Below are 25,194 nucleotides of genomic sequence, written 5' to 3'. Positions count from 1 at the left end.
TCCGTGGCAAAAGGGTGAAGCTTCTTTCATTTTATGTTAAGTTGAGAAGGTCAGCTGCTCACCTCATTGGAGGCCAGTGCACTGCCTGCCTTCAGGCAGGGTCCGAAATCCCAGATCGTCCCACCGTCCCCTCACTTCCAGTCATGAGAACCACCCTCAAGCCCCTGCTCCGAGGAGGAGCGGCAGCCGCGGCCTTGGCGATCACCCTGTTCGGCGGCGCCCAGCAAGCCAAGGCCGTCGCCACCATCGAGGTGTTCCAGGAGCTGTTCCTGTCCCTCGACGTCTCCGGCAGCATCAGCGATCCCAACTTCACTCTCTATAAGAACGGCTACGTCAACGCGTTCAACAATGCTGCCGTGCAGGCGAAAATCGCCGACACGTTCGACAAAGGTGGCCTGGCCATTGCCGTGGGCCAATGGAGCACCACGGCCTTCTCTCCGCCCGTGATCGACTGGAAGCACATCACCGATCTCACCACTAACGGGGTGAACGGCGGCACCTCCCTGAGCAGCTTCATCGCCGCCCTCAGCATCATGCCCCGCCAGGGCTCCAGCCTCACATGCGTGGATTGCGGCATGAATGCCGCAATCACCGAGATTAACACCAACGACTACTTCACCACCCGCGCCAACGGCCGGGTGATCGACATCTCCACCGATGGCGTGGGCAATGTTGAGGCCTGCCAAGGGAACGTGAGCGTTGCTCAGTGTGCCCAAACCCGCAGAGCAGAGGCCGTCGCCAGCAACATCATCATCAACGGCCTGGGCGTGGGCGCCGCCGCCAGCGGCTTCCTCACAGCCAATGTGGCGACCCCCCTCAACGGCGCCACCAAGGCCGGTTTCGTGGAGACCGCCAACACCTTCGACCAGTTCGAGGCGGCCATCACTAACAAGCTGATCCGCGAAGTGGGCCAAAACCCAGGCGACACGGTACCCGGCCCCCTGCCCCTGCTGGGTGCTGCCGCCGCCTTCGGCTTCTCCCGCAAGCTGCGCCGCCGCATCAACACCGCCAACCTCCACCAGGCCTGATCGGCCTCGGCCGGTAGAGACCCGAGCTCGGCACCATGCCGGGCTTTTTCATGGTTACGCCTGAGGCAGGAGCCTCGCCACCGCTGCCTTCCCCTTCCCATGAGCCCCCAAGCCGACCCCCTCCAGCCCACGACCGATCGCGATCCTGCGGCTCGGCCCCGCGCGGGCATGGAACGACCCCTGGGCGACAACTACGTCGAGGAGGTCGCCATCGCCTTGAACTGGGGGGCGATCCTGCTGTTCGTGCTGTTCTTGGTGGGGATCCTGGGCTCGGCCTGGCCGGTTCGCCTGATCAACCCCCTGTGGCTCCAGTCCGTGAGCGACAAGCTGCTCGCCTCGGGGGCCATCGCCATGATCGGGGCGATCCTGCTGATGCTCGCCAGCCTCATCGATCCCCGCTCCGGTCGGATCGGTGGCCGCGTCTCCCTGCTGCGGCGGCTCAGTTTCTGGATCGCTTTTGGCTTTCTGCTACTGATCCCGCTGCAGGTTTACAGCGGCATCAGCCTGCTGCGCCAGTTCAGGGCCAACGACACGCGGGAGCTGAACGCCTACATTGCCACCACCAGGGCGATCGAAAGCGCCCGCTCCTACGACGACATCCTCAAGGCCATACGGCTGCTGCCCGGCCAGGCACCGGCGCTGCCCGCGAGCATCGAGGTCCCCCTGGACGTCGTCAAGACGAAGCTCAGCAACGACCTCAATCCGTTCATCAAGCGCTACCAGAACGAGGCTGACGCCATGGGGATGAAGCGGCTCAACGACTGGTTCTTGCAGCTCGCCCGCAATGTCGTCGCCGCCCTGCTGCTGTTCTTCAGCTTCGCCGCCATCGGCAAGCGCTTCGCCTACCAGCCCACCCTGCTGCAGAGCGTGCTTTCGGGCCGGCTGGTCTCCGCCTTCGGCGGCCGGCGGCACCAGGCCCCGCCGGAAATGGACGCAGCCATGCGGATGATGATGCTCGACGACAACGAGTCCCGGCCTTAAGGCCGCCGCCATGCCCGCGCCGCCGCCGCCCCCCTGGCTGAGCGAGGCCGCCATCGCCACCGCCGGACGCCTCCTGGCTGGCCACCGGCTGACGTTCGGGCGGCCGCTGTTGGCGGGCGTTCACGCTGGCGCGTCGCCTGTGCAGGCGGCCCAGGAACTGTTCGTGGCCGCCACGGTGGTGCTGGCGCACAACGGCGCCGCCGATCCACGCCTGATCTACGCCAACCGCGCCGCCCTGCAGCTGTGGCGCCGCCCCTGGAGCGCCATGGTGGGCCTGCCCTCCCGCCTCACGGCCGAGCCGACGGAACGCCAAAGCCGGGCCCTCGCCCTGGAGCAGGCCCGCCGCCGCCAGGCCCTGACGGGCTATGCCGGCGTCCGCATCGACAGCAGCGGCCGCCGTTTCCGCATCGAAAAGGCCCGGCTATGGACCCTGCGGGATGGGAACGGCCAACCCTGCGGCCAGGCGGCCGCCTTCGCCACCTGGTGGTGGCTGGAGCCGCCCCGTTCCGGTTCTCCACCCCCGCTGGCGTAGAGCCCGAACTCGGTTGGGCAGACCGAACCTGGGCCGTCGGTTCTCCCCCTCGAAGCCTGATGGCAAGGCGGGCACATTGAGGCAGTGGGTGGTTTCTCACCCAGCCATTCCGTCGCATTCATCGGGAGTTCCAACCATGCGCACCCTGCATTCTTCCCCTTTCGATCTCTTCGACCGGCTGGAGCAACAACTGCAGACAGCCGAACGGGTTCCCGCCGCCGAGATTCACGAAACCGAGGCGACGTACACCATCGCCCTGGAACTGCCTGGCGTCGATCGCGCTTCCATCGACGTGAAAGCCACGGACCGCTCCTTGATCATCACCGCCGAACGGCGCGCCCCCCAGCCGGTTGCCGACAGCGTGACCGCAGCCGAAGTCAGCCGCCGCGCGCCCCTGCTGAGTGAATTCCGCTACGGCACCTGGAGCCGCAGCTTCCGCTTCCCCGGCGGCATCCAGCGGGACGCCCTGGAAGCCCACTATCGCGATGGCCTACTCCTGGTGACGGCACCCAAGGCGCAGTCACTGACGTCCGTCACTGTGAAGCTGGCCGACTGAGGCCCTCACGCCTCGATGCGGTGGGCGGAATCGAGGGAGAGGCCAATCACCGAGATGTAGCTGGTGGCTTCGATCCAGCGCACGGTGTCTCTCAGGTCGGAGGTCTCTCCCTCCCTGTCTCCCACCACCACACTGCCGTGCTGGCCGACGGCGGGCGGGTGGCCAGCTTCGATGGCGATCGTCAGGCCCTCGGCGCTCAGGTCGAGCACCTCGGCGAACACCCCTTCGGAGGCTCCCATCGATTCGAGCTGCAGGCGGGGCCGTGGCAAGGCCCGTCGGGGGCTTGAAACGGTCAGAACGCGAGGCTTCCTCCAGGCGCCTCTCCAGGCGTCAGAAGGCGTCCCGAAACCGTTCCAGATCTCCGGTGGCCACCTACTACCGGCTCGACATCGAACAGTTTCTGACCCTTTTCCAGGGTTCTTCGGGATACCCGAGGTTGGTCCAACAGACCGAAAACCACCCTGCCCTGCCTACAGTTGTAGGCCTGCGGAAGGAGTCTGACCCCATGAGCAGCAGCACCGCCAGCGCCCCGCCTTCGATCACAGCCGCGCCTGGCCGCCTCAGCCTCCAGTGTGAGCCGATCGCGGCCGACACCACGGCGATCCGCTCCCTCGACTGGGACCGCAGTCGCTTCGACATCGAGTTCGGCCTGCGCAACGGCACCACCTACAACGCCTTCCTGGTGCGCGGCGAGCGCACGGCCCTGGTCGACACCAGCCACGCCAAGTTCCGCGACACCTGGATCCCCCTGCTGGAGGGTCTGATCGAGCCCACGGCGATCGATCACCTGATCGTCTCCCACACCGAACCCGACCATTCCGGCCTGATCGGCGATCTGATCGACCGCCACCCGGATATCGAGATCGTCGGCTCCAAGGTGGCGATCCAGTTCCTCCAGGACCAGGTGCACCGGCCCTTCCGCAGCCGGGCGGTCAAGAGCGGCGACGAACTGGAGTTGGGCGTGCATCCCGACAGCGGCGTGGGGCATCGCTTCAGCTTCCTCAGTGCCCCCAACCTGCACTGGCCCGACACGATCTTTTCCTTCGACCACGGCACCGGCCTCCTCTACACCTGCGACGCCTTCGGCCTCCATTACTGCTCCGACGACCTGTTCGATGTCGATCCCGGGGCCATCGCGCCGGATTTCCGCTTCTACTACGACTGCCTGATGGCCCCCAACGCCCGCAGCGTGCTGCAGGCCCTCAAGCGCATGGACAGCCTGCCGGAGATCACCACGATCGCCGTGGGCCATGGCCCCCTGCTGCGGGAGCACCTGCCGCTCTGGGTGGGCGACTACCGCGACTGGAGCGGCCAGCGCAGCGCCGGTGAGGCCTACGCCGCCGTCTGCTATGTGAGCCAGTACGGCTTCTGCGACCGGCTCAGCCAGGCCATCGCCCGGGGCATCGGCAAGGCCTCGGGCCAGGTGCAGCTCGTCGACCTGCGCGCCACCGATGCCCAGGAGCTGGCCGCCTTGATCGGCGAGGCGAGCGCCGTGGTGGTTCCCACCTGGCCCGCCTCCCCCGATCCCGACCTGCAGACGGCCATCGGCACCCTGCTGGCGGCCCTCCATCCCAAGCAGTGGGTGGGCTGTTACGACGCCTTCGGCGGCAACGACGAACCGATCGACACCCTGGCAGGCCAGCTGCGCAACCTGGGGCAGAAATGGGCGTTCGAGCCCCTGCGCATCCGCCAGGTGCCGAGCGGCGCCGACTACCAGCGCTGCGAGGAGGCCGGCACCGACCTGGGCCAGCTGCTCACCAAGGCCAGGACCATCGCCGCCATGAAGGCCATCGATGGCGATCTGGACAAGGCCCTGGGGCGCCTCAGCGGCGGCCTCTACATCGTCACGGCCCGCCAGGACGACGAGGCCGGCAGCCGCAGCGGCGCCATGGTGGCCAGCTGGGTGAGCCAGGCGAGCTTCGATCCGCCGGGGCTCACGGTGGCGGTCGCCAAGGACCGGGCCATCGAGGCCCTGATGCAGGTGGACGACCGCTTCGTGCTCAACGTGCTGCGGGAGGACAACCACCAGCCCCTGCTGCGCCATTTCCTGCGCCGCTTCCCGCCGGGGGCCGATCGGTTCGCCGGCGTGGCCACCCTGGAAGGCGTGGCCGCCGGCGGCCCCGTCCTCGGAGATGCCCTGGCCTATCTGGGCTGCCGGGTGACCCAGCGCATGGAAGGCCCTGACCACTGGATCATCTACGCGGTGGTGGAGGAGGGCAACGTGGCCGACACCACCGCCGCCACGGCCGTGCACCACCGCAAAGTGGGCAACCACTACTGATGACGTCCTCCCCCACCGCGACCGATCGTCGCGTCATCTCCCTGCCGGTCGAACCCGGCCTGCTCTGCCTGCGTGGCCTCAGCCCCCGGCGCCTGCGCTTCGAGGTGGAATACGGGCTCGAGCGGGGCACCACCGCCAACAGCTTCCTCTTCCTGCAGGGCGCCTCCGGGGGCGCTCCGGTGCTGGTGCATCCGCCGGGGGCCTCCTTCGCCGCCCCCTTCCTGGAGCAGCTGGCCCTGCTGGTGCCGTCCGACGCCCCCTTGAAGGTGGTGGTGGGCCACGTCAACCCCAACCGGGTGGCCCTGCTCAAGCAGCTCGCCGCCGGCTGGCCCGCCACGGTGCTGGTGGCCTCCAATCCTGGGGCCCAGGTGCTGGCCGAACTCTGGCACCAGCAACGGCCCGGCCCCGCGGACACGGCCGAAACCCCGCCCGAGACCGTGCCCCTGCCGACCATCGAGGTGGTCAAGCAGGAAACCAGCCGCGGCCTCTCCAGTGGCCATGAACTCACCCTGATTCCCACCCCCACCCCCCGCTGGCCCGGCGGCCTGATGGCCTTCGAGGCCAGCAGCGGGCTGCTGATGAGCGGCAAGTTCTTTGCCGCCCACCTCTGCACCGAGGACTTCGCCGAAACGAATCGCAGCAGCACCGAGGAGGACCGCCGCTATTACTACGACTGCCTGATGGCGCCGATGGCCCGCCAGGTGGAAACGGTGGTGGACCGCCTCGACGAGATGGCGATCCGCACCATTGCCCCGGGCCACGGCCCGGCCATCGCCCAGAGCTGGCGCAGCCTGCTGGCCGACTATCGCCGCTGGGGGGAGAGCCAGGAGCGGGCCAGCCTGTCGGTGGCCCTGCTGTACGCGAGCGCCTACGGCAACACCGCCGCCATCGCCGACGCCCTCTCCCAGGGGGTGGCGCGCAGTGGCGTGCGGGTCGAGAGCATCAACTGTGAATTCGCGCCTTCCGAGCAGTTGCTGGAGGCGATCCACTCCTGCGACGCCCTGCTGATCGGCTCCCCCACCCTCGGGGGCCATGCCCCCACGCCGATCGTCTCGGCCCTCGGCACCGTGCTGGCCGAAGGCGACCGGGCCAAACCGGTGGGGGTGTTCGGCAGCTTCGGCTGGAGCGGCGAAGCCATCGACCTGCTCGAAGCCAAACTGCGGGACGGCGGCTTCCAGTTCGCCTTCGATCCGATCCGGGTCAAGTTCAGCCCCGATCTGGCCACCCTGCGGACCCTGGAGGAAACCGGCACCGCCCTGGGCCGCCGCCTGCGCCAGCAGCATCGCCAGGCCCAGCGGCGCAGCACCGGCGGTGGTCTCAGCGAGAGCCGCACCAACCCGGCGATCCAGGCCCTCGGCCGGGTGGTGGGGTCCCTGTGCGTGGTGCTGGCCCGCAAGGGGGACGGCGCCGACGCCATCGGTGGAGCGATGGTGGCCAGCTGGGTCAGCCAGGCCAGCTTCAGCCCCCCCGGCTTCACCGTGGCCGTGGCCAAGGAGCGGGCGATGGAGAGCCTGCTGCACGTGGGGGACGTCTTCTCCCTCAACGTGCTGGCGTCCGGGCGCGAAAGCGGCCCGATGAAGCGGTTCCTGCAGCCCTTCCCCCCCGGAGCCGACCGGCTGGCGGGACTCGACCTTGACACCACCCCAGGTGGTCAACCCCTGCTGCCGGAGGCCCTGGCCTGGCTGGAGGCCCGCGTCAGCCAACGCATGGAGTGCGGCGACCATTGGCTGCTCTACGCGGAGGCCCTCAGTGGTGACCTGCTGGATTCGGCCGCCACCACTGCTGTGCACCAGCGCCGCAGCGGAGCCAACTACTGAGATCTGCCTCAGGCCGCGTGGGGCGGCGTGGGAGCGCCGCCACCGCCCGCCTGAAAGGGAAGGACGAGGGTGGCCCAGTGGTCGGGCCGTTCGGGACGCCGGCGCCGGGCCCGGCGCACCCCGAAGGGCACCCGCACCACGTTGGTGCCATCCACCCGCTGGCTGGCCTCCGGCAGACCGGGCACAAGGGCGCCCGGGCCCGGCCCATCGCCTGAATTGTCGTTGCCGTTCATGAACCCCATGACAATGAAAGGCGGTGGCCATCGCCGTGAAGGGATGGCACAGCAATGATGAGCCATGGCGGGGGGAAAAGGTACCGGCGGAACACTCAGGCGGCCAGTTCGGGGATTGCCACTTCCTCGACGCTCGGGCAGGTGCAGACGAGGTTGCGATCCCCGAAGGCATTGTCGATGCGGGCGACGGCCGGCCAGAACTTGGCCTGCCGCTGACCCTCCCCGGCGGGGAAGGCGGCCTCACTGCGGCTGTAGGCCCGATCCCAGTCGTCGGCGGTGACCGCCGCCAGGGTGTGGGGCGCCTGTTTGAGCGGGTTGTCGAGGGGGTCGGCGGCGCCGGTCTCGATGGCCCAGGCCTCGCGGCGGATCCCCTCCATCGCCGCACAGAAGCGGTCGATTTCCTGCAGCGATTCGCTCTCGGTGGGCTCCACCATCACCGTGCCCGCCACGGGCCAGCTGACGGTGGGGGCATGGAAGCCGTAGTCCATCAGCCGCTTGGCCAGATCGTCCACCTCCAGGCCGCAGCTGCGCTTGAGGGGTCGCAGATCGAGGATGCACTCATGGGCCACCCGGCCGCCGCGGCCCCGGTAGAGCACGGGGAAGTGGGACTCGAGGCGCTCGGCGATCAGGTTGGCCGCCAGCAGGGCCACCTGGCTGGCGGTGCGCAGGCCCGAGCCCCCCATCATGCGGATGTACATCCAGCTGATCGGCAGGATGCCGGCACTGCCCAGGGGCGCCGCCGACACCGGGCCGATGGCCTGGCCGCTCGCGGCGGCGGCCAGCGGGTGGGAGGGCAGGAACGGCACCAGGTGGGCCGCGACGCCGATCGGACCCACACCGGGGCCACCGCCCCCGTGGGGGATGCAGAAGGTCTTGTGGAGGTTGAGGTGACAGACGTCGGCGCCGTAGAGCCCCGGCTTGCACAGGCCCACCTGGGCGTTGAGGTTGGCGCCATCCAGGTACACCTGGCCGCCGTGGTCGTGCACCACCTGGCAGATGCGGCGGATGCCCGTTTCAAACACCCCGTGGGTGGAGGGATAGGTGACCATCAGCGCCGCCAGGTCGGCGGCGTGGGCGGCGGCCTTGGCCTCCAGGTCGGCGATGTCAATGTTGCCCTGGGCGTCGCAGGCCACCGCCACCACCCGCATGCCGGCCATCACGGCGCTGGCGGGATTGGTGCCGTGGGCACTGGTGGGGATCAGGCACACCTGCCGGTGGCCCTCGCCACGGCTGCGGTGCCAGGCCCGGATCACCATCAGGCCGGCGTATTCCCCCTGGGAGCCGGCGTTCGGCTGCAGGGACACCCCCGCAAAGCCGGTGATCGCCCCCAGCCAGGCCTCCAGATCCGCCACCAGGGCGGCGTAGCCACGGGTCTGGTCGGCGGGGGCGAAGGGATGGATCTGGGCGAAGGCCGGCCAGCTCACCGGCGCCAGTTCGGCAGCGGCGTTGAGCTTCATCGTGCAGCTGCCCAGTGGGATCATGCCGTGGACGAGCGACAGATCCTTGCTCACCAGGCGCTGGATGTAGCGCAGCAACTCCGTCTCGCTGCGGTAGCGGCGGAACACCTCCTGGCGCAGCCAGGGGCTTTGCCGCAGGGGCACCCCGTCGAGCAGTTCAGCCAGGGGCTTGCCCTCCAGGGCGACCAGGCCGGCCTGGAGGGCCGTGCGCGCCTCGGCGGCGGCCGCTGGGTCTGCCGCCAGGGCCGCCAGCAGGGTAGCCAGTTCCTCGGGGGTGGACAGTTCATCGAGGCTGATGGCCAGGGCGGCCTCACCGTCGTCGCCGCGGATGCCGCAGCGCAGGTTGAAGCCGGCGGCCACGGCTCGCTGGCGCAGGCCGGGCGCGGCGGCGCTGCGCAGCACCACCGTGTCGAAGGCCGCCCCCGGATCGGCCGCCAGCCCCAGGGCCGCCAGCCCCAGCACCAGGCCCTGGCGCAGGACGAGCAGGCGACGGGCGATGGCCTCGAGGCCATCGGGGCCGTGGTGCACGGCATAGAAACTCGCCATCACAGCCAGCAGCACCTGGGCCGTGCAGATGTTGCTGGTGGCCTTGTCGCGCCGGATGTGCTGCTCCCGGGTCTGGAGGGCCAGCCGCAGCGCCGGGTTCCCCTCCGCATCCTTGGATTGCCCCACCAGGCGGCCGGGGATCTGGCGTTTGAAGTCGTCGCGGGTGGCGAAGAAGGCCGCGTGGGGACCACCGAATCCCATCGGCACCCCATAGCGCTGCAGGCTGCCGACGGCGATGTCGGCGCCCAGTTCACCCACCGGGGCCAGGAGCGCCTGGGCCAGGGGATCCACCGCCACCGTGCTGATCACCCCGCCGGCGCGGGCCGCCGCCAGCAGCGGCGAGGGATCCCAGAGCCGGCCCTCGACGCCGGGAAGCTGGAGCAGCAGGCCGAAAACGTCCTCACCCAGCACCCCATCGGCACCGGCACTGACGGCCTCGGCCTCGAACGTCTCGATCACGATCCCCAGGGGTTCGGCCCGGGTGTGGAGCACGGCGAGGGTCTGCGGGAAAACGGCGCTGTCCACCAGGAAGCGGCGCGCCTGGCCCCGCGTCGTGACCGCCGACGCCATCGCCATCGCTTCAGCGGCGGCGGTGGCCTCATCCAGCAGGGAGGCGTTGGCGATCGGCAGCCCCGTCAGCTCGCTGACCAGGGTCTGGAAATTCAGCAGGGCCTCCAACCGGCCCTGGGCGATCTCCGCCTGGTAGGGGGTGTAGGCGGTGTACCAGCAGGGGTTTTCCAGCACATGGCGCTGGATCAGGGCCGGGGTCGCCGTGCCGTGGTAACCGAGGCCGATCAGGCTGCGCAGCACCTGGTTGCGGCAGGCCAGTTGCGCCAGCTCCGCCAGGGCCTCCGCCTCCGGGCAGGGAAGCGGCAGGCCGCTATCGGCCTCGGCCGCGGTCAGCAGGATGTCGGCCGGAACCACCTCGGCCGCCAGCTGATCAAGGGAGCCCAGGCCGAGCTCCGCCAGCATCCGCTGCTGATCTTCGGGATCCGGACCCAGATGCCGGACCAGGAAGGAGGCGGACACGGGCGTTCTGGGTGGAGGTGGCGGGATCCTAAGGAATTCAGCCCGCCTGCACCTTGGCCCCATAGGTGGCGGCATCCATCAAGGCCTCCAGTTCGTCCGGCGCGCCGAGCCGCACCAGCAGCAGCCAGCCTTCCCCATAGGGATCGTTCTGGAGCTCCTCGGGGCTGGCCAGCACCGCCTCGTTGCGGGCCTCCACCGTGCCGCTCACCGGGGCCATCAGATCCTCCACCGCCTTGACGGATTCGACGCTGCCGAAGCTCGTGCCGCGCGCCAGTGGAGCCCCCACCGCCGGCAACTCGACGAAGACGATGTCCCCGAGTTGATCCACGGCGAAGGAACTGATGCCCAGGCGCACCAGGTCACCCTCCGGGCGCACGTACTCGTGGCTTTCGGAATAGCGGCAGTCGTCGGGGAAGGAGTGCGCCAAGGCCGGTGGGGTGCGGAGGAGGCGGTATCAGTCTGCCTGCGGCAGGGAGGCAAGGGCCGCCAGGGCCCGCTCCAGGGCCAGGGCCACATGGCCGTGGTGGGTGCCGCCCTGGGCATAGAGCACGTAGGGCTCCCGCAGCGGGCCGTCAGCGGAGAACTCGCTGGTGCTGCCGTCGATGAACGTCCCCCCCGCCATGACCAGATCACTGGCATAGCCGGGCATGGGGGCCGGCACCGGATCCAGGTAAGCCCCCACCGGTGACACCTGCTGGAACGCCCGGCAGACGGCGATGAGCCGATCCGGATCGCCCAGCCGCACCGCCTGGATCACGTCGCTGCGTTCGGCGCCGGGGGCGGGATTCACCGGAAAACCGAAGCTGGCAAACACCTCGGCCACCAGCTCGGCGCCGATCAGGGCCTCGGCCACCATCTGGGGGGCCAGGAACAACCCCTGGAACAGCAGCCGGTACTGATCGAACCCCGTGCCCCCCTCACTGCCGATGCCCGGGGCCGTGAGTCGGCAGCAGGCCATCTCCACCAGCTCCCGGCAGCCGGCCACGTAGCCCCCCGTTGGCGCGATGGTGCCGCCGAGGTTCTTGATCAGGGATCCGGCGATCAGGTCGGCCCCCACCGCGGTGGGTTCCTGCTCCTGCACCAGTTCCCCGTAGCAGTTGTCGACGAAGCAGACGCAGTCGGGCTGAAGCGCCTTGACCCGTTCGCAGAGGCGCCCGATGCTGGCTACCGGCAGGGAGGGGCGCCAACTGTAGCCACAGCTGCGCTGGATCAGCACCATCCGCGTCTGGGGGGCGAGCGCGTCCTCCAGGGCCGCTTCGTCCACCTCTCCGGCCTCGGTGAGGGCCAGCTCGTCGTAGGTGATGCCGAACTCGGCCAGGGACCCCTGGCCCTGTCCCCGCAGGCCGATCACTTCCTCGAGGGTGTCGTAGGGGCGGCCGGTGAGCGCCAGCAGCCGGTCGCCCGGACGCAGCACACCGAACAGGGCGGCGGTGATGGCATGGGTGCCGCTGACGAACTGGAGCCGCACGGCAGCGGCTTCGGCCTGGAGCACCCGCGCGAAGACCCGATCCAGCACCTCCCGGCCCAGGTCACCGTGGCCGTAGCCGCTGACCGAGGCGAAGTGGTGCACCCCCAGGCGTTCGGCGGCGAAGGCCTCCAGCACCCTTGCCAGGCGGGGCCGCACGGCGGCCGTGCGGCGGGCCGCCACCGGGGCGAGCCGCTCAAGGGCGGCGACGACGGTTTCCGCAGGGTCGAACCCCTCGCCCGGGCCTGGAAGAACCTGCTCCAAAGCCCTGGGGCCAGCAGGGCTCACTCTGCCATCGCTGCATAGGCCAGGATGGGGGCTGGCTTTTAGCTCGCACCCGCCCTTTCACCGGAGAAACGTTTGGTCGCACGATCCGATGCCTTTCGATCAGGCCAGAGCGCCCAGACCGTGCGCGTCCCCCGGCAGGCAACCAGCCACTCGCGCAAGAAAGACCAGCTGCTGGCGGCCATGCAGCGGCCCAGGCCGCCCCTGCCGGCCACACAACGCAAATTCAAGACCGGCACCACCGGTTTCATGCTGGCCATTCATGTGGGGGCCGTCTTCGCCCTGCTGCCCCGCTTCTGGAGCCTTCAGGGGGTGATCGTGCTGGCGGTTCTCTACTGGGCCACCGTTCTGGGGGTGACCCTGGGCCTGCATCGGCTGGTGGCGCACCGGGGCTTCGAAGCCCCGCGCTGGGTGGAGCGGCTGCTGGTGCTGATGGGCACCCTGGCCTGCCAGAGCGGCCCGATCGAGTGGGTGGGGCTGCACCGGCACCACCACCTCTTCTCCGACCAGCCCAACGATCACCACGACGCCGCCCGGGGTCTGTGGTGGGCCCACAGCGAGTGGATGCTGCACAAAATCCCGGCCCTCACCGAGATCCACCGCTTCACCGGCGACATGGAGAAGGATCCCTTCTACCGCTGGCTGGATCGCTGGTTCCTGCTGCTGCAACTGCCCCTGGGGGCTGCCCTCTATTGGTACGGCAACTGGGCGGGCGTCCCTGGCGGCGGCCTGGGACTGGTGCTCTGGGGAATCCCTTTGCGCCTGGTGCTCGTCTATCACGTCACCTGGCTGGTGAATTCCGCCACCCACGCCTTCGGCTACCGCAATTTCGACTGTCCCGACCGTTCCCGCAACTGTTGGTGGGTGGCCCTGCTCACGTTTGGTGAGGGCTGGCACAACAACCACCACGCCTACCCCCACTCGGCCCGCCACGGGCTGCGCTGGTTCGAGTTCGACATCACCTGGCAGCACATCCGCGCCCTGCGGGCCCTGGGCCTGGCCAGGCGTGTCCGCATCGCCCCCGTCTTCGGCCACCGCGGCGATGCGACCGCCAGCGCCTGATCAGAGGTCCGCGTTGTCGGCCGTCGCCGGGATCGCCGCCCCGATCTCCCGACGGATGGCGGCCGCCAGGTCGTCCGGGGCCGGCTGGGCGCCGTCCCCCTGCAGCGGGCGGGCCCGCTGGCGCAGCAGCTCCAGAAAGCGATCCGGGCCCAGCTCCTCCTCCACCGCCGCCCCCAGGGCCGCCAGGGTGCGGCGCAGTTCCGGCAGTTCGGCATCGAGTTCCACCGCCGTGTAATCGCGCTGGCCGGCGATCACCTCGGCAAAGCGCTCCCGCCGCTGGCGTTTGGCCACCGGATAGGCCGCCATCAACCGGTCGCGGCAGTCCCGCCAGGGTCTGCCGGCGGTGAGCAGCTGGGCCAGGGCGGCGCTGAGCCCCCCGGCCTCGGCCTCGGCGATGCGCAGATCGAAGCTGGCCGGCGGCTGACGAAAGCCCACGAACACCTCCAGCAGGGCCCCGGGCCCCAGCACCCGCTGGCGCTCGTCACGCACCGGCAGGGCCGAACTGCAGAGGGCTTCGAAGAGTTCGGGGTGGGCCGCCAGCAACGTGCGGGCCGCCATCGGCTCCAGCCGGCCCTCGGGAGCCTGGGCGTCGAGCCAGAGGTTCACGCTGCCCAGGGCCAGGAACACCTCCGGGCCCGGGGAGGCCAGCTTGCCGTTGCGCAGCATCGAGAGCTGGGAGTTGTGCACCCGACCCAGACCGAGGGCCTCGGCCAGCATCGGCAGCACCCGGTGGGACCAGCCGTTGCGCTCGTGCCAGACCCGGATCAGATGGGCGAAGGCAACGCGGCCAGATACGAGTTCGTCTCGATACCCCACTCGATCTGGATTCGTATTGCTACTATTGTAGTCAATCAACAGGAGCCCGGTCCCTCATGGCCGTCACCCCCCTCTCCCGCCCCGGCAGCCAGCCAGGCGCCCCATCCGGCAACCGCCGCGATGCCGGCACCAAAGCCCGCCACACCCGCCGCCCCGCCGCCATCAACCAGGGACCCGATTCCCTCGTCAGGGCCAGGGCCCTGCACGAACCGCGCCGGGGCGAACCCCGCGGCGTCTCCCCCAAGGGCACCCGCTGGGGCACGATCGGCTTCATGGTCCTGATCCACATCCTGGCGGTGGTGGCCCTGCTGCCCCGCTTCTGGAGCCTGGAGGCCGCCTGTGCCCTGCTGGTGATGTATTGGGTCACCGCCTGCCTGGGCGTCACGATCGGCTACCACCGCCTGCTCAGCCACCGCTCCTTCCGCGTGCCCCATTGGCTGGAGCGCTTCTTCGCCACCTGCGGCGCCCTCAGCTGCCAGCACGGGCCGATCGACTGGGTCGGCCTGCACCGCCATCACCACAAGTTTTCCGATACGGAAGCGGATCACCATGACAGCAACAAAGGCTTCTGGTGGTCCCACATGGCCTGGATGTTCGAGGAGATCCCCGCCATGGCCGCCGTGCCCCGCCTCACAGGCGACCTGGCCAGCGACCCCTACTACCGCTGGCTGAACACGAGCTTTCTGATGCTCCAGGTGCCCCTGGGCCTGCTGCTGTTCTGGATCGGCTCCGTCACCGGTGCCGGCGGCTGGGCCCTGGTGCTGTGGGGCATTCCCCTGCGCCTGGTGATCGTCTACCAATGCACCTGGCTGGTGAATTCAGCGACCCATCTGTGGGGTGAGTCGGTCCACGACAGCGGCGACAAGTCGAAGAACAACCCCTGGGTGGCGGCGCTCACCTTCGGTGAGGGCTGGCACAATAACCACCACGCCTACCCCCATTCCGCCCGCCATGGCTTCGGCCCTCGCCAGTTCGACCTCACCTGGCAGCACATCCGGCTGATGCGGGCCCTGGGCCTGGCCACGCGGGTCCGGCTGCCCCGGGCCGCCGCTCCCTCCAGGGCCATGCCGTAGGCTTGTTGATCGGATTTCAGCTGGCTCAGCCGGGGCGTTGTCATGGTCAAAAAGCGTGTGCGGGTGGTCCTGGGCGAGGACATCCTGTCCCTGGGCAAGAACGGGGACCTGGTGGAAGTGGCCCCCGGCTACGCCCGTAACTACCTGCTCCCCACCGGCAAGGCCCTGGCCGTCACCGCCGCCGTGCTGCGGCAGGTGGAGCACCGGCGGGCCAAGGAGGCCGAGCGCCAGGCGGCCCTCAAAGCCGAGGCCGTCGCCTTCCGCACCGCCCTCGATACCATCGGTCGCTTCACCGTCAAGAAGCAGACCGGTGGCGATGACGTCCTGTTCGGCACCGTGACCAACGGCGACGTGGCCGAAGCCATCGAGGCGGCCACCAAGAAAGAGGTCGACCGCCGCGTCATCACTGTTCCCGAGATCCACCGCACCGGCTCCTACAAGGTGCAGATCAAGCTGCACCCAGAGGTCGTCGCCGACGTCAACCTGGAAGTGGTCAGCTACTGATCAGCCGGCCGCGAACCGATTTTTTCCGCTCCGGGCACCAGAGTGATTCCTCTCACTGGCGCCAGATCCCGACCGATCCGGCTTCACGTTGCGTGCGTCGCGTTCTGATGTTGCGTCCAAGGTGAGCGTGCCCCTGGCTGGATCCGATCCCCCCACGCCCGATGGGCCGAGGCCAGCGGCCAAGCGTGCCGAACAGGCCGGTTTCGAGCCCCTGCCCGATTCCGTTCCCCCCCAGAACCTGGAGGCGGAGGAGTCGGTGCTCGGCGGCATCCTGCTGGATCCCGACGCCATCGGCCGCGTCGCCGACGTACTGCGTCCCGAGGCTTTCTATCTCGGCGCCCACCGCGAGATCTATCGCACCGCCCTGATGCTGCACAGCCAGGGCAAACCCACCGATCTCACGGCGATGGCGGCCTGGCTCGCCGACACCGGCCAGCTGGACAAGGTGGGCGGCAGTGCCCGGCTCGTCGAGCTGGTGGAGCGCACCCTCTCCACCGCTTCCATCGACCAGGTGGCGCGTTTGGTGATGGACAAGCACCTGCGCCGGCAGCTGATCCGCTCCGCCAACGACGTGATCCGCCTGGGCTTCGACCAGAGCATCCCCATGGAGCAGGTGCTCGATGAGGCCGAGCAGAAGATCTTCGCCATCAGCCAGGAGAAGCCCACCTCCGGCCTCACCCCTACCGCCGAGATCCTCACCAGCACCTTCAACGAGATCGAGAGCCGCTCCCTCGGCACCGCCGTCGCCGGCATTCCGGTCAACTTCTACGACCTCGACGCCATCACCCAGGGCCTGCAGCGCAGCGATCTGATCATCGTCGCCGGGCGCCCGGCCATGGGCAAGACCTCCATCGTGCTGAACATCGCCAAGAACGTGGCCCAGCTGCACCAGCTGCCGGTCTGCGTGTTCAGCCTGGAGATGAGCAAGGAACAGCTCACCTACCGCCTGCTCTCGATGGAGGTGGGCATCGAGAGCGGGCGCCTTCGCACCGGTCGCCTGCAGCAGGAGGAATGGCCCCTGCTGGGCCAGGGCATCAACAGCCTCGGCCAGCTGCCCCTGTTCATCGATGACAAGCCCAATTCGGGCGTGCTCGAAATGCGCTCCCTCTGCCGGCGCCTGATGGCCGAAACCGGCAAGGAACTCGGCCTGATCGTGATCGACTATCTCCAGCTGATGGAGGGCACCTCCGACAACCGCGTTCAGGAGCTTTCCCGCATCACCCGGGGCCTCAAGGGCATGGCCCGGGAGCTGCACGTGCCCGTGATCGCCCTCTCCCAGCTCAGCCGCGGCGTGGAGTCCCGCACCAACAAACGCCCCATGCTCAGCGACCTGCGGGAATCGGGCTCGATCGAGCAGGACGCCGACCTGGTGCTGATGATCTACCGCGACGAGTATTACAATCCCGAAACCGCCGACCGCGGCATCACCGAAGTCATCGTCACCAAGCACCGCAACGGCCCCGTCGGCACCGTCAAGCTGCTGTTCGAACCCCAGTTCACCCGTTTCCGCAATCTGGCCGCATAGGGATATCCGCCGTATCGCTGCCGTGAAGGTGCCAGTAACCTCAGCACCAAGGCATCGGCAAGATATACATGCAGCATCATTCTTTCTGGTTTTACGTTTTTACGTTTTTCGGCATTATTTTAGCGCGCTATCTGCTCATGGCAGGCTTTGCCCACTGGCTCCTCTATTGCCGTCAGCCGGCGAACGGATCCGTCCTCAACGACATCCAGCTCTCCGTCCTGTCGACGGGGATCTTCGCCCTCGCCACCGCCGTGACCATGACGCTGCACGAACAGGGACTGACCAGGCTCCACGGCCAGATTCAGGCAGACAACTGGTGGGTACTGCCGATCAGCTATCTGGCCGTGCTCGTGCTGCAGGACGCTTACTTCTACGCCACCCACCGGCTGTTTCACCATCCAAAACTGTTTCCCTGGTTTCACCAGGGGCACCACCGATCGCGTCAGCCCACGCCCTGGACCTCCTTCGCCTTTGACCCGCTTGAAGCTGTGGTTCAGGCCTTGTTCCTGATCGGGGTCGTGATGCTGATTCCTTTGCATTTCATTACCTTGCTGGCGGTGCTCACCACGATGACGGTGTGGGCGGTGGTGAACCATCTGGGCCTGGAGGTGTTGCCGCTGCACTTCCCCCACCATTGGCTGGGCCGCTGGTTGATCGGCCCCGCCCACCACTCCATCCACCACCGTCGCCACAGCAAGCATTTCGGGCTTTACTTCACCTTCTGGGATCGGGTGTTCGGCAGCGAGGATCCCGCCTATGCCGCGTCGCTGCAGCCCGACGCCGTGGCCCTGCCCGGGGCGGCCCGCCAGAGGGATCTGGACAGGGGCGCTCCGTGAAGCGTCTGAATGAATTCAGAGTCTTGGTGTCCAGGCGATGACCCCGCGACCTTGCCCAATCCACAGTGATGGGAGCTCGGGAGCTGGAGCTAGGGCAGGGGCTGAGGTCCCCTCCCTGGGGCAGGCCCTCAATCAAAGACTGCGGCAACTGCATCAGCAATGGAAGGAAATGACACCTGATGGGGATCGGGTGGCTGTTGCACTTTACGACCCCCAAGTTGATTGATTAAAAACGTTCGTTAACAGCACCCGCACGGGAGAGGCGATCAGCGGCCATGCGTTCCATCTCTCCAAAAGCCAGTCACTCAGTTACCTGGCCACAGGTCGGTCCGTCCGCGTGCTGGATACCATCTCGACGGCGGTGCGCGGCAACACCTAGCACTCGGCCTGGCTGCTGAACGAGGGCTCCCGCTCTTCGCTGACCGTTCCATTACTCGACAAGGGTTCGTTCATCGGTTTTCTCTTCTTCGATTCACTGAAGCCCGCTGTTTTCACCGAAAGTGTACAGCGGAAACTCTCTTTGATCGCTTCTCTGATCAATATGCTGATCAGCAGCAAGCTGAATCTGGTGCATTCGATCACGGCTTCGGCCCAGGTGACTCAGGAGTTCGCCAACCTCCGGGACTTTGAAACCGGCGCCCATCTTGAGCGCATGGCCCACTACGCACGGCTGATCGCCTGCGAGCTCCAACAGAGCCACAACTTGAGCGATGAATCCATCGAATATCTTTACTTGTTCGCGCCCCTGCATGACATCGGCAAGATCGGCATTCCCGATCGAATCCTGTTCAAATCCGGTCGCCTGGATGCCGATGAACGTCGGTCAATGGAAACCCATGCGCAAAAAGGCATGGAGATTCTACAGAGAGTGGTGGGTGAGTTTGGTCTTGAAGGTCCACCCGACTCGGCCATGATGAAGAACCTCGTGTCGAGCCACCATGAAAAACTCGATGGCTCCGGCTATCCCCTGGGCCTCAGGGGTGAGGCCATCCCCCTGGAGGCCCGGATCATCGCGGTGGCCGATGTGCTCGATGCCTTGACCAGCCATCGGCGTTACAAAGAGGCCTGGACCATGGACCTGGCTAACGCGGAACTCGACCGACTGGTGGCGGCGGGACAGTGCTGCTGACTGCGTGGCTGCCGTGAAGCGGCGGCGCGGCGCGGGGGAAGCCATCCAGGGCCGCCTCCAGGATGCCTGAACCCGCGCCCTGCTGGCCTGAAGCTCCACGCCACCCACCCCTGCAGCGCCATACATTCCATTCATGGCCCTGAGCGCAGACCCCACCGAATGCTTCGACCTGATCGTGGTCGGCGGCGGCCATGCCGGCTGCGAGGCGGCCCTCACCGCCGCCCGGCTGGGAGTGTCCACCGCCCTGTTCAGCCTCAACCTCGATCGGATCGCCTGGCAGCCCTGCAACCCGGCCGTGGGTGGCCCGGCCAAGAGCCAGCTGGTGCATGAAGTGGACGCCCTGGGGGGGGTGATCGGCCGGCTGGCCGATGCCACCGCCCTGCAGAAACGGCTGCTCAATGCCAGCCGCGGCCCCGCCGTCTGGGCCCTGCGGGCCCAGACGGACAAGCGCCAGTACGCCCGCCAGATGCTGCAGCTGCTGCAGCACACCCCCAACCTCGCCCTGCGCGAAGCGATGGTGACGGGTCTGGAGGTGGAAGGGGATCCCGACAATCCACCCGGGGCAAGGGTGATCGGCGTGAACACCTACTTCGGCAGCGTCTACGGTGCCGGCGCCGTGATCCTCACCACCGGCACCTTCCTCGGCGGCCGCATCTGGGTGGGCAACCGCTCGATGGCGGCGGGCCGGGCCGGTGAGCAGCCGGCCGAAGGGCTCACCGAAGCGCTGCAGGCGCTGGGGTTCCGCACCGACCGGCTCAAGACCGGCACCCCCGCCCGCGTCGACCGGCGCAGCGTGGCCCTGGATCGCCTCGAGGAACAGCCCAGCGACGCCGCCGATCGCTTTTTCAGCTTCGATCCCACCGCCCGGGTGAGCGGCGAGCAGATGGCCTGCCACATCACCCGCACCACGGCGGCCACCCACCAGCTGATCCGCGACAACCTGCATCTCACGCCCATCTACGGCGGCTTCATCGACAGCAAGGGCCCTCGCTACTGCCCCTCGATCGAGGACAAGATCGTGCGCTTCGCCGACAAGGACAGCCACCAGATCTTCCTGGAGCCGGAGGGACGGGACACGCCCGAGCTCTACGTCCAGGGCTTCTCCACCGGCCTGCCCGAATCCCTGCAACTGGCCCTGCTGCGCACCCTTCCCGGCCTGGAGACCTGCGTGATGCTGCGTCCCGCCTACGCCGTCGACTACGACATCCTGCCGGCGACCCAACTGGAGCCCTCCCTGGAGACCAAACGGGTGCGGGGCCTGTTCTCAGCCGGCCAGCTCAACGGCACCACCGGCTACGAGGAGGCCGCCGCCCAGGGGCTGGTGGCCGGGCTGAATGCCGCCCGCCTGCTGGGGGGCCAGGATCCCGTGCATTTCCCCCGGGAGGGGAGCTACATCGGCACCCTGGTGGACGACCTGGTGACCCAGGACCTCAAGGAGCCCTACCGGGTGCTCACCAGCCGCAGCGAGTACCGGCTGGTGCTGCGCGGCGACAACGCTGACCGTCGCCTCACGCCCCTCGGCCACCAGCTGGGCCTGATCGACGAACGCCGCTGGCGCCTGTTCGAAGCCAAGCAGGCCGCTATCGACGCCGAGAAACAGCGACTGGAGACGGTGCGCCTCAAGGCCTCCGATCCGGCCGCCAGCGCCGTGACCGCCTGTACCGGCGCCGGCATCAACGGCTCGATCACCCTGGCCGACCTGCTGCGCCGGCCGGGCCTGCACGGCCCGGATCTGGCACGGCTGGGGCTGTGTGATCCGGACCTGCCGGCCGACGTGCGCGATGGCGCCGAGATCGACATCAAATACAGCGGCTACCTGGCCCGCCAGGAACAGCAGATCGAGAGGGTCCGGCGCCAGCTCGGGCGGGCCATCCCCGCCGGCGTCGCTTACGCCGGCATCCGCACCCTCTCGGCGGAGGCCCGCGAGAAACTGACGGCCATCCAGCCCCGCAGCCTCGGGCAGGCCTCGCGCATCCCCGGGGTGAGTCCCGCCGATGTCAACGCCCTGCTGCTCTGGCTGGAGCTGGAGCGGCGGAAGTCGCCGCCCGGCCCTCGTCAGACCGCTGAACCATCGGTACAGTGACGCACGCCTTAGCCGAGGACTGCACGTGAGCCCCTCCCCTCGGCGCCCCCTGCGGGGCATCCCCACCTCCCGGGCCTACTGGGAGCTGAAGGCCGAGCAGATGATGAATCGGGTCTTCGACCCTGACGCCACCATTGATCTCGCTGTGGCGGCCCAGGCCGAGCCCCCTGCGCCACTGCCGGTGGCCACCCCCATCCACCGGCTTCGGGGCCGACCGACCAAGCCAGCCCCTGCGGCGGCCACCGCCCCAACCCGGCCCGACCGCCACACCCTGCTGCTGACGGCGATGGGCGGTGTCTGCATGATCAGCGTCGCCAGCTCCGTGCTGTACCTGACCCATTCCAGCCGCATGCAGCAGGCGCTCACCCAGGAGCGCAGCCTGTTGCTGGTGGAACGGTTGCGCAGCCTCGGGCCGGCCCATCCGGCCCCGCTCGGGGCCGTAGGAGGCACCGACCTGACCAGCGGCGGGCAGCCCCTTCTGCCACTCTCTGGCGACCCGTTGCCGCCGCCCCCGGACGAACCCTGGATCGAGCAGCTGTCCCAGCTGCCCCAGCAGGAGGGGGCAAGGGCCCCGGTCCTGCGGGTGCCGGTGAGCCCGAAACTGGCCGCCGCGGCCCCCCCTGCCAGCGGTGGTGGTGGCCACGCCGAACGCAGTGACGCCCCGACCGGTGGAGGTGCCGTGCCCGAGTTGGTCGGTGTCGTGGGATCGGCGGGCCGAGCCGCTGCGGCGATCTTCCAGATGGGGGGAAGCTCCACCAGCGTCAACGCCGGCGAAGCGATCGGGGGCAGCGGCTGGCGCCTTCGCTCCGCCGATGGCGACGCCGCCCTGATCGAGCGGGGTGGTGAGGTGCGGCGCCTCTCGATCAGCAACGGCTACTGACCCGCCTCCCGGCCCGCCATGACCCCTGACTCCGGCGGCCTCTGGCCGTCCCCCAGCGTTCTGTGGCAGGCCAGCGCCGCCGCCGCTGAGGAGCTTCCGGCCGGCAGGGAACTCACTGGGCCCTGGAAGCTGTTACTCCTCGGCGACGGCAGTCCGACCCGGCACCTGCAGCTACTCACCGGCCTGCCGGTGGAAGTGGAACTGATTGCCATGGCTTCCGAACCGGGGGGCTCCGCCGGGGCCCCAGCGGAGGTGGCCCACCTGGCGGAGCCCCTGCTCCGGCGACAGGTGTGGCTCACCTGCGGGGCGCAGGCCCTGGGCTGGGCGGAGAGCTGGTGGAACCAGGCCGAGGCGGAAGCGCATCTGCTGGATCGCCGCCTGCCGATCTGGCGCAGCCTCTCGGCAGGGCGGGCGGAGCTGTACCGGGAGGTGGATGGTGTTGGCCAGGTGCAGGAAGCGTGGCTGGAGCAGCGCTTCGGCTGCGACGGTCCCTGCTGGAGCCGGCACTACCGCTTCTTTCGCCAGGGGAGGGAACTCACCGTGATCCGGGAAGTGTTCTCCCCGGCCCTGGAGCACTGGCTGGGTCCGGCCGAAAGAAGAAATGTTCGTAAAGACTGATCAATTCGGTAACACGGTGTGGCGGTTTCCTGTTGACGAATTGACGCTCCAGGGTAGTTCGCCAGGATTCAGTTACTCGATTTCGCCTCCATGTCCACCCGCCACTGTGCCCAGACCCCGCCGGGAGGGGACTGGCTCACCCTCACCGAACTGGGCCGCCGCTACGGCGTCTCTGCCGTCCACACGGGGAAACTGCTGGTGACCTCCGGCCTGCGCCGCCGCAGCGGCGAGCCCACCTCCGAGGCCCTGGCGGCCGGCCTGGCGATGCGTCCCCAACCCGGCCATCACCATTCCAGCCTCTGGCTGCACCAGGGATGTGCCCCCCACCTGGAGAGGCTGGGGCTGGTGCCCCAGGCCCAGCGCACGATGGTGAGCCTGTGGGCGGATCTGCTCAGTGCCCTGCAGCACGGTTCACCCTCGATCAGCATCTCCGTGGAAGAGATGGCCAATGAGGTTCCCCACGACCTGGTGAAACCGGTGAACAGGGAACTGCGTCAGCGGGGCTGCAGTTTCCGGGTCAACCCGACGCTCAGGACAACCGCAGTCCCTGGGCCTGCTTGCTCGCCTGCTCGAGCATCTGACGCAGCCGGTCCTCGTCGGTCGTGCTGAGGTTGGTGCGCAGCAGCTTGGCGTGGGGGGCGTGAATCCTCAGGCGGTCGATCAGCCGATCGGGGGTGGCATCACGCAGCAGCAGGCAGAGGGCCGCACTACCGGGGGGGAGGGTTTCTCCCAGCTCGCGCATGAAGCCATCGTTGATGCCCAGATCGGAGAGGGAGCCTGAAGCTGCCCCCAGCCCCGCCCCCACGGCGGCCCCGAGCAGGGGGTTGAGGAACAGCAGACCCACGAGGGTGCCCCAGAAGCCACCGCCGAGGGCACCGGCTTTGGTGAGGTTGAGCGACTGGTGCAGGCGCACCTTGCCGTCCAGCTCCGCCTCCACCACCACGGCATCCTCCAGGGCGATCAGCTCCTCCTTCTGGATCTCCACCAGCTGGAGCCGGACCTGATCCGCCTCCGCCACGGTCGGAAACCCAACGACCACCAGGCTGCTCATGGCAGACATGTTCGCGATTGCAAAAGCATTCCTAACCCACTTTCGCCCTAGATGGCGGTGTTCCAGCCCCTAGGAGCGCCGACGGCTGGAGCGCGGCAAGGGCCGGCCTTCGAGCGGTGGGTTGGACGCCGGTTCCGGGGGGGCGGAAGGCTCGCCGGGCTCGGGACGTTGCCAGCGGGGCAAGCTGAAACTGGCGTCATCGGGCCAGTCGGCGTCGCCGTCCGTGCCGGTGCCTTGGCTGGGCCGGGGTTCTGGGCCCGGCGGCTGAACAAGGGGCACCCCCGGCCGGCCTCGCCGCGACACGGCCTCCAGCCCCTGGCGGCGTGGGCGACCCGATGCGGTGGGCGGCGGTGGCGGCGGTGACTCAGGGGCGCTGCGCTCGGACTCCTGCCAGGGTTCACGCCAGTCGTCCCCGTCATCGAGCAGCCAGTCGAGGCGCCCTTCCACCCAGCGGCCGAACTCATCCATGCGAGGCCGCAGCTGGGCCCGGCGCTCGGCACCCCGCGGAGCCGGACGACCGCCGGGCCGAGAACCCGCCACCCCCTCGACGAACTGGCGGCCCGCCGTCACCCAGCGATCGACCCGCTGATCCAGGGGGTCGGCTCCGCCCCGTGGCCGCCGGGTCGGTTCAAGCTCGCGCTCCTCGCGGTCTCGAAATTCCCGTTCTCTGGGGTCGCGTTCTCGGCCGTAGCCCTGATCCGTTGCAGGCATCAGGAGATTTTAACGGCGCCGACCGGAGAGCCAGTGTTCGCGCCCCATGCCCACCAGGGCGATGGTGAAGCCACCCCATTCCAGGGTCCACAGAAACGTCGCCATCGGCCCCAACACCTGCGCCAGAACCTAGGCGGTGGCGGGCTCGAACACCAGCAGACAGCTCGCATCCCAGCGGCCGCCATGCAGGCGCTCGCAGCAGTGGCGGCACGCCAGGCCCTGGCGGCGGCGCTGGTAGGGCGTCCGGCTGTCGCAACGCGGGCAGCGGGCGATCCAGCGGCTGGCGACCACCGGCAGGGGGTAGCGGTGCCGCAGGCTCACCTGAAAGCCGGCCTGGGCCTGGTTGATCGCCGCCATCCGGGCCCGGAACTGGGGGCCGTGCGCCTCCTGCACCACCAGCACCCGGTCCACCCAGGCGTGGATCATCTCGTGGCAGAGGGTGCCCAGGGTGGCCTGCCGGGGCAACGGTTCCAGCAGGGGCCGGGAGAGGACGATCTCGCAGAGGTCACGCCCGTCGGCGAGACGCCCCCGCCGGTAGAAGCCGGCGGTGCGGGTGAGGCGGCCGTCGCTCCAGCGCACGTCCACCAGCGGTCTGTCCCCGCGGGTGAGCTGGCCGTCGAAGTGCTCGCGATTGAGCCGGTGGAACAGGGGCAGCAGCGGTTCCAGGGGCATCGGCCCATTCTGGTGGGGTCGTCC

The 25,194-nt window shown here is 68.7% G+C and carries 25 protein-coding genes; 16 read left to right on the top strand and 9 right to left on the bottom strand.

Annotation, left to right across the window (positions count from 1 at the left end; all coding sequences use genetic code 11):
* Positions 1 to 143: 143 nt before the first annotated feature.
* The 4 genes from KBZ33_RS13625 to KBZ33_RS13610 all read left to right on the top strand — a co-directional run bounded on the left by KBZ33_RS13625 (position 144) and on the right by KBZ33_RS13610 (position 3,097).
* A complete protein-coding gene (locus KBZ33_RS13625; RefSeq protein WP_254953807.1) occupies positions 144 to 1,028 on the top strand; it encodes a DUF1194 domain-containing protein in 885 nt (294 codons plus the stop codon).
* Between the two features lie 99 nt (positions 1,029 to 1,127).
* Entirely contained in the window at positions 1,128 to 2,009 is an 882-nt protein-coding gene (locus KBZ33_RS13620) for a hypothetical protein (protein ID WP_254953809.1), read from the top strand.
* Positions 2,010 to 2,019: 10 nt separating this feature from the next.
* On the top strand, positions 2,020 to 2,541 hold the full coding sequence (locus tag KBZ33_RS13615; RefSeq protein WP_254953815.1) for an MEKHLA domain-containing protein: 522 nt from the start codon (positions 2,020 to 2,022) through the stop codon (positions 2,539 to 2,541).
* 136 nt (positions 2,542 to 2,677) lie between these two features.
* Entirely contained in the window at positions 2,678 to 3,097 is a 420-nt protein-coding gene (locus KBZ33_RS13610; protein WP_254953817.1) for an Hsp20/alpha crystallin family protein, read from the top strand.
* 5 nt (positions 3,098 to 3,102) lie between these two features.
* Here the strand turns inward: KBZ33_RS13610 and KBZ33_RS13605 are convergent, their stop codons facing one another.
* On the bottom strand, positions 3,103 to 3,366 hold the full coding sequence (locus KBZ33_RS13605; RefSeq protein ID WP_254953826.1) for a PilZ domain-containing protein: 264 nt from the start codon (positions 3,364 to 3,366) through the stop codon (positions 3,103 to 3,105).
* Between the two features lie 236 nt (positions 3,367 to 3,602).
* Here KBZ33_RS13605 and KBZ33_RS13600 point away from each other — a divergent pair, with 236 nt between their 5' ends.
* Positions 3,603 to 5,378, top strand: a complete 1,776-nt coding sequence (locus KBZ33_RS13600; RefSeq protein WP_254953828.1) for a diflavin flavoprotein — start codon at positions 3,603 to 3,605, stop codon at positions 5,376 to 5,378.
* Positions 5,378 to 7,195, top strand: coding sequence for a diflavin flavoprotein (locus KBZ33_RS13595; protein WP_254953830.1), 1,818 nt, complete (start codon positions 5,378 to 5,380; stop codon positions 7,193 to 7,195). The genes KBZ33_RS13600 and KBZ33_RS13595 overlap by 1 nt, the downstream gene beginning before the upstream one ends.
* Before the next feature lie 8 nt (positions 7,196 to 7,203).
* Here KBZ33_RS13595 and KBZ33_RS13590 read toward each other — a convergent pair whose 3' ends face one another.
* The 4 genes from KBZ33_RS13590 to KBZ33_RS13575 form a co-directional block, all read right to left on the bottom strand.
* Positions 7,204 to 7,428, bottom strand: a complete 225-nt coding sequence (locus KBZ33_RS13590) for a hypothetical protein (RefSeq protein WP_255011801.1) — start codon at positions 7,426 to 7,428, stop codon at positions 7,204 to 7,206.
* Positions 7,429 to 7,523: 95 nt separating this feature from the next.
* Positions 7,524 to 10,403 carry an aminomethyl-transferring glycine dehydrogenase gene (gcvP, locus tag KBZ33_RS13585; protein WP_254953905.1) on the bottom strand — a complete coding sequence of 960 codons (2,880 nt, stop codon included), beginning with the start codon at positions 10,401 to 10,403 and terminating at the stop codon, positions 7,524 to 7,526.
* Positions 10,404 to 10,497: 94 nt separating this feature from the next.
* Positions 10,498 to 10,887, bottom strand: coding sequence for a glycine cleavage system protein GcvH (gene gcvH, locus KBZ33_RS13580; RefSeq protein ID WP_254953833.1), 390 nt, complete (start codon positions 10,885 to 10,887; stop codon positions 10,498 to 10,500).
* Positions 10,888 to 10,914: 27 nt separating this feature from the next.
* Positions 10,915 to 12,189, bottom strand: a complete 1,275-nt coding sequence (locus KBZ33_RS13575) for a methionine gamma-lyase family protein (protein ID WP_254953834.1) — start codon at positions 12,187 to 12,189, stop codon at positions 10,915 to 10,917.
* Between the two features lie 204 nt (positions 12,190 to 12,393).
* Here KBZ33_RS13575 and KBZ33_RS13570 point away from each other — a divergent pair, with 204 nt between their 5' ends.
* Positions 12,394 to 13,272, top strand: coding sequence for a fatty acid desaturase (locus tag KBZ33_RS13570; RefSeq protein WP_254953906.1), 879 nt, complete (start codon positions 12,394 to 12,396; stop codon positions 13,270 to 13,272).
* Here the strand turns inward: KBZ33_RS13570 and KBZ33_RS13565 are convergent, their stop codons facing one another.
* On the bottom strand, positions 13,273 to 14,088 hold the full coding sequence (locus KBZ33_RS13565; RefSeq protein WP_254953836.1) for a hypothetical protein: 816 nt from the start codon (positions 14,086 to 14,088) through the stop codon (positions 13,273 to 13,275).
* 56 nt (positions 14,089 to 14,144) lie between these two features.
* Here KBZ33_RS13565 and KBZ33_RS13560 point away from each other — a divergent pair, with 56 nt between their 5' ends.
* The 9 genes from KBZ33_RS13560 (at position 14,145) to KBZ33_RS13520 (ending at position 23,345) form a co-directional block, all read left to right on the top strand.
* A complete protein-coding gene (locus tag KBZ33_RS13560; protein WP_254953837.1) occupies positions 14,145 to 15,161 on the top strand; it encodes a fatty acid desaturase in 1,017 nt (338 codons plus the stop codon).
* 42 nt (positions 15,162 to 15,203) lie between these two features.
* Positions 15,204 to 15,665: a 50S ribosomal protein L9 gene (rplI, locus tag KBZ33_RS13555; RefSeq protein ID WP_254953839.1), complete on the top strand. Its 462-nt coding sequence runs from the start codon at positions 15,204 to 15,206 to the stop codon at positions 15,663 to 15,665.
* Positions 15,666 to 15,786: 121 nt separating this feature from the next.
* The gene (gene dnaB / locus KBZ33_RS13550; protein ID WP_254953840.1) at positions 15,787 to 17,190 is read left to right on the top strand and encodes a replicative DNA helicase; all 1,404 of its coding nucleotides are present in this window, start codon (positions 15,787 to 15,789) and stop codon (positions 17,188 to 17,190) included.
* Between the two features lie 137 nt (positions 17,191 to 17,327).
* Positions 17,328 to 18,026, top strand: a complete 699-nt coding sequence (locus KBZ33_RS13545) for a sterol desaturase family protein (protein ID WP_315859203.1) — start codon at positions 17,328 to 17,330, stop codon at positions 18,024 to 18,026.
* 541 nt (positions 18,027 to 18,567) lie between these two features.
* Complete coding sequence (locus KBZ33_RS13540; RefSeq protein WP_255011800.1) at positions 18,568 to 19,155, top strand: HD-GYP domain-containing protein; 588 nt, start codon at positions 18,568 to 18,570, stop codon at positions 19,153 to 19,155.
* A gap of 133 nt (positions 19,156 to 19,288) precedes the next feature.
* Positions 19,289 to 21,238, top strand: coding sequence for a tRNA uridine-5-carboxymethylaminomethyl(34) synthesis enzyme MnmG (mnmG, locus tag KBZ33_RS13535; protein ID WP_254953845.1), 1,950 nt, complete (start codon positions 19,289 to 19,291; stop codon positions 21,236 to 21,238).
* Positions 21,239 to 21,263: 25 nt separating this feature from the next.
* Positions 21,264 to 22,118, top strand: a complete 855-nt coding sequence (locus KBZ33_RS13530; protein ID WP_254953854.1) for a hypothetical protein — start codon at positions 21,264 to 21,266, stop codon at positions 22,116 to 22,118.
* An 18-nt stretch (positions 22,119 to 22,136) separates the two neighbouring features.
* Entirely contained in the window at positions 22,137 to 22,736 is a 600-nt protein-coding gene (locus KBZ33_RS13525; protein ID WP_254953856.1) for a chorismate lyase, read from the top strand.
* A 90-nt stretch (positions 22,737 to 22,826) separates the two neighbouring features.
* Positions 22,827 to 23,345 (top strand): hypothetical protein, encoded by a 519-nt coding sequence (locus KBZ33_RS13520; RefSeq protein WP_254953858.1) that lies wholly within the window; start codon positions 22,827 to 22,829, stop codon positions 23,343 to 23,345.
* Here the strand turns inward: KBZ33_RS13520 and KBZ33_RS13515 are convergent.
* The 3 genes from KBZ33_RS13515 to KBZ33_RS13505 all read right to left on the bottom strand — a co-directional run bounded on the left by KBZ33_RS13515 (position 23,266) and on the right by KBZ33_RS13505 (position 25,170).
* Positions 23,266 to 23,787: a DUF1269 domain-containing protein gene (locus KBZ33_RS13515; protein ID WP_254953860.1), complete on the bottom strand. Its 522-nt coding sequence runs from the start codon at positions 23,785 to 23,787 to the stop codon at positions 23,266 to 23,268. The genes KBZ33_RS13520 and KBZ33_RS13515 overlap by 80 nt on opposite strands.
* Positions 23,788 to 23,856: 69 nt before the next feature.
* The gene (locus KBZ33_RS13510) at positions 23,857 to 24,498 is read right to left on the bottom strand and encodes a hypothetical protein (RefSeq protein WP_254953862.1); all 642 of its coding nucleotides are present in this window, start codon (positions 24,496 to 24,498) and stop codon (positions 23,857 to 23,859) included.
* A gap of 129 nt (positions 24,499 to 24,627) precedes the next feature.
* Positions 24,628 to 25,170 (bottom strand): SprT family zinc-dependent metalloprotease, encoded by a 543-nt coding sequence (locus KBZ33_RS13505; RefSeq protein ID WP_254953864.1) that lies wholly within the window; start codon positions 25,168 to 25,170, stop codon positions 24,628 to 24,630.
* Positions 25,171 to 25,194: the final 24 nt, after the last annotated feature.

This window comes from Cyanobium sp. Cruz-8D1 (assembly GCF_024345975.1).
Classification (GTDB): Bacteria; Cyanobacteriota; Cyanobacteriia; order PCC-6307; family Cyanobiaceae; genus Cyanobium.
Note: the sequence above shows the minus strand (reverse complement) of the source record. Positions and strands in the feature narration are given on the sequence as shown.

What these genes read in the sequence shown, in the direction of transcription:
- KBZ33_RS13625 (WP_254953807.1), top strand. Translation starts at nt 144, where the DNA reads ATGAGAACCACCCTCAAGCCCCTGCTCCGAGGAGGAGCGGCAGCCGCG.
- KBZ33_RS13620 (WP_254953809.1), top strand. Translation starts at nt 1,128, where the DNA reads ATGAGCCCCCAAGCCGACCCCCTCCAGCCCACGACCGATCGCGATCCT.
- KBZ33_RS13615 (WP_254953815.1), top strand. Translation starts at nt 2,020, where the DNA reads ATGCCCGCGCCGCCGCCGCCCCCCTGGCTGAGCGAGGCCGCCATCGCC.
- KBZ33_RS13610 (WP_254953817.1), top strand. Translation starts at nt 2,678, where the DNA reads ATGCGCACCCTGCATTCTTCCCCTTTCGATCTCTTCGACCGGCTGGAG.
- KBZ33_RS13600 (WP_254953828.1), top strand. Translation starts at nt 3,603, where the DNA reads ATGAGCAGCAGCACCGCCAGCGCCCCGCCTTCGATCACAGCCGCGCCT.
- KBZ33_RS13595 (WP_254953830.1), top strand. Translation starts at nt 5,378, where the DNA reads ATGACGTCCTCCCCCACCGCGACCGATCGTCGCGTCATCTCCCTGCCG.
- KBZ33_RS13590 (WP_255011801.1), bottom strand. Translation starts at nt 7,428, where the DNA reads ATGAACGGCAACGACAATTCAGGCGATGGGCCGGGCCCGGGCGCCCTT.
- gcvP (WP_254953905.1), bottom strand. Translation starts at nt 10,403, where the DNA reads ATGCTGGCGGAGCTCGGCCTGGGCTCCCTTGATCAGCTGGCGGCCGAG.
- KBZ33_RS13570 (WP_254953906.1), top strand. Translation starts at nt 12,394, where the DNA reads ATGCAGCGGCCCAGGCCGCCCCTGCCGGCCACACAACGCAAATTCAAG.
- KBZ33_RS13560 (WP_254953837.1), top strand. Translation starts at nt 14,145, where the DNA reads ATGGCCGTCACCCCCCTCTCCCGCCCCGGCAGCCAGCCAGGCGCCCCA.
- rplI (WP_254953839.1), top strand. Translation starts at nt 15,204, where the DNA reads ATGGTCAAAAAGCGTGTGCGGGTGGTCCTGGGCGAGGACATCCTGTCC.
- KBZ33_RS13545 (WP_315859203.1), top strand. Translation starts at nt 17,328, where the DNA reads ATGGCAGGCTTTGCCCACTGGCTCCTCTATTGCCGTCAGCCGGCGAAC.
- KBZ33_RS13540 (WP_255011800.1), top strand. Translation starts at nt 18,568, where the DNA reads ATGCTGATCAGCAGCAAGCTGAATCTGGTGCATTCGATCACGGCTTCG.
- mnmG (WP_254953845.1), top strand. Translation starts at nt 19,289, where the DNA reads ATGGCCCTGAGCGCAGACCCCACCGAATGCTTCGACCTGATCGTGGTC.
- KBZ33_RS13525 (WP_254953856.1), top strand. Translation starts at nt 22,137, where the DNA reads ATGACCCCTGACTCCGGCGGCCTCTGGCCGTCCCCCAGCGTTCTGTGG.
- KBZ33_RS13520 (WP_254953858.1), top strand. Translation starts at nt 22,827, where the DNA reads ATGTCCACCCGCCACTGTGCCCAGACCCCGCCGGGAGGGGACTGGCTC.
- KBZ33_RS13515 (WP_254953860.1), bottom strand. Translation starts at nt 23,787, where the DNA reads ATGAGCAGCCTGGTGGTCGTTGGGTTTCCGACCGTGGCGGAGGCGGAT.
- KBZ33_RS13510 (WP_254953862.1), bottom strand. Translation starts at nt 24,498, where the DNA reads ATGCCTGCAACGGATCAGGGCTACGGCCGAGAACGCGACCCCAGAGAA.
- KBZ33_RS13505 (WP_254953864.1), bottom strand. Translation starts at nt 25,170, where the DNA reads ATGCCCCTGGAACCGCTGCTGCCCCTGTTCCACCGGCTCAATCGCGAG.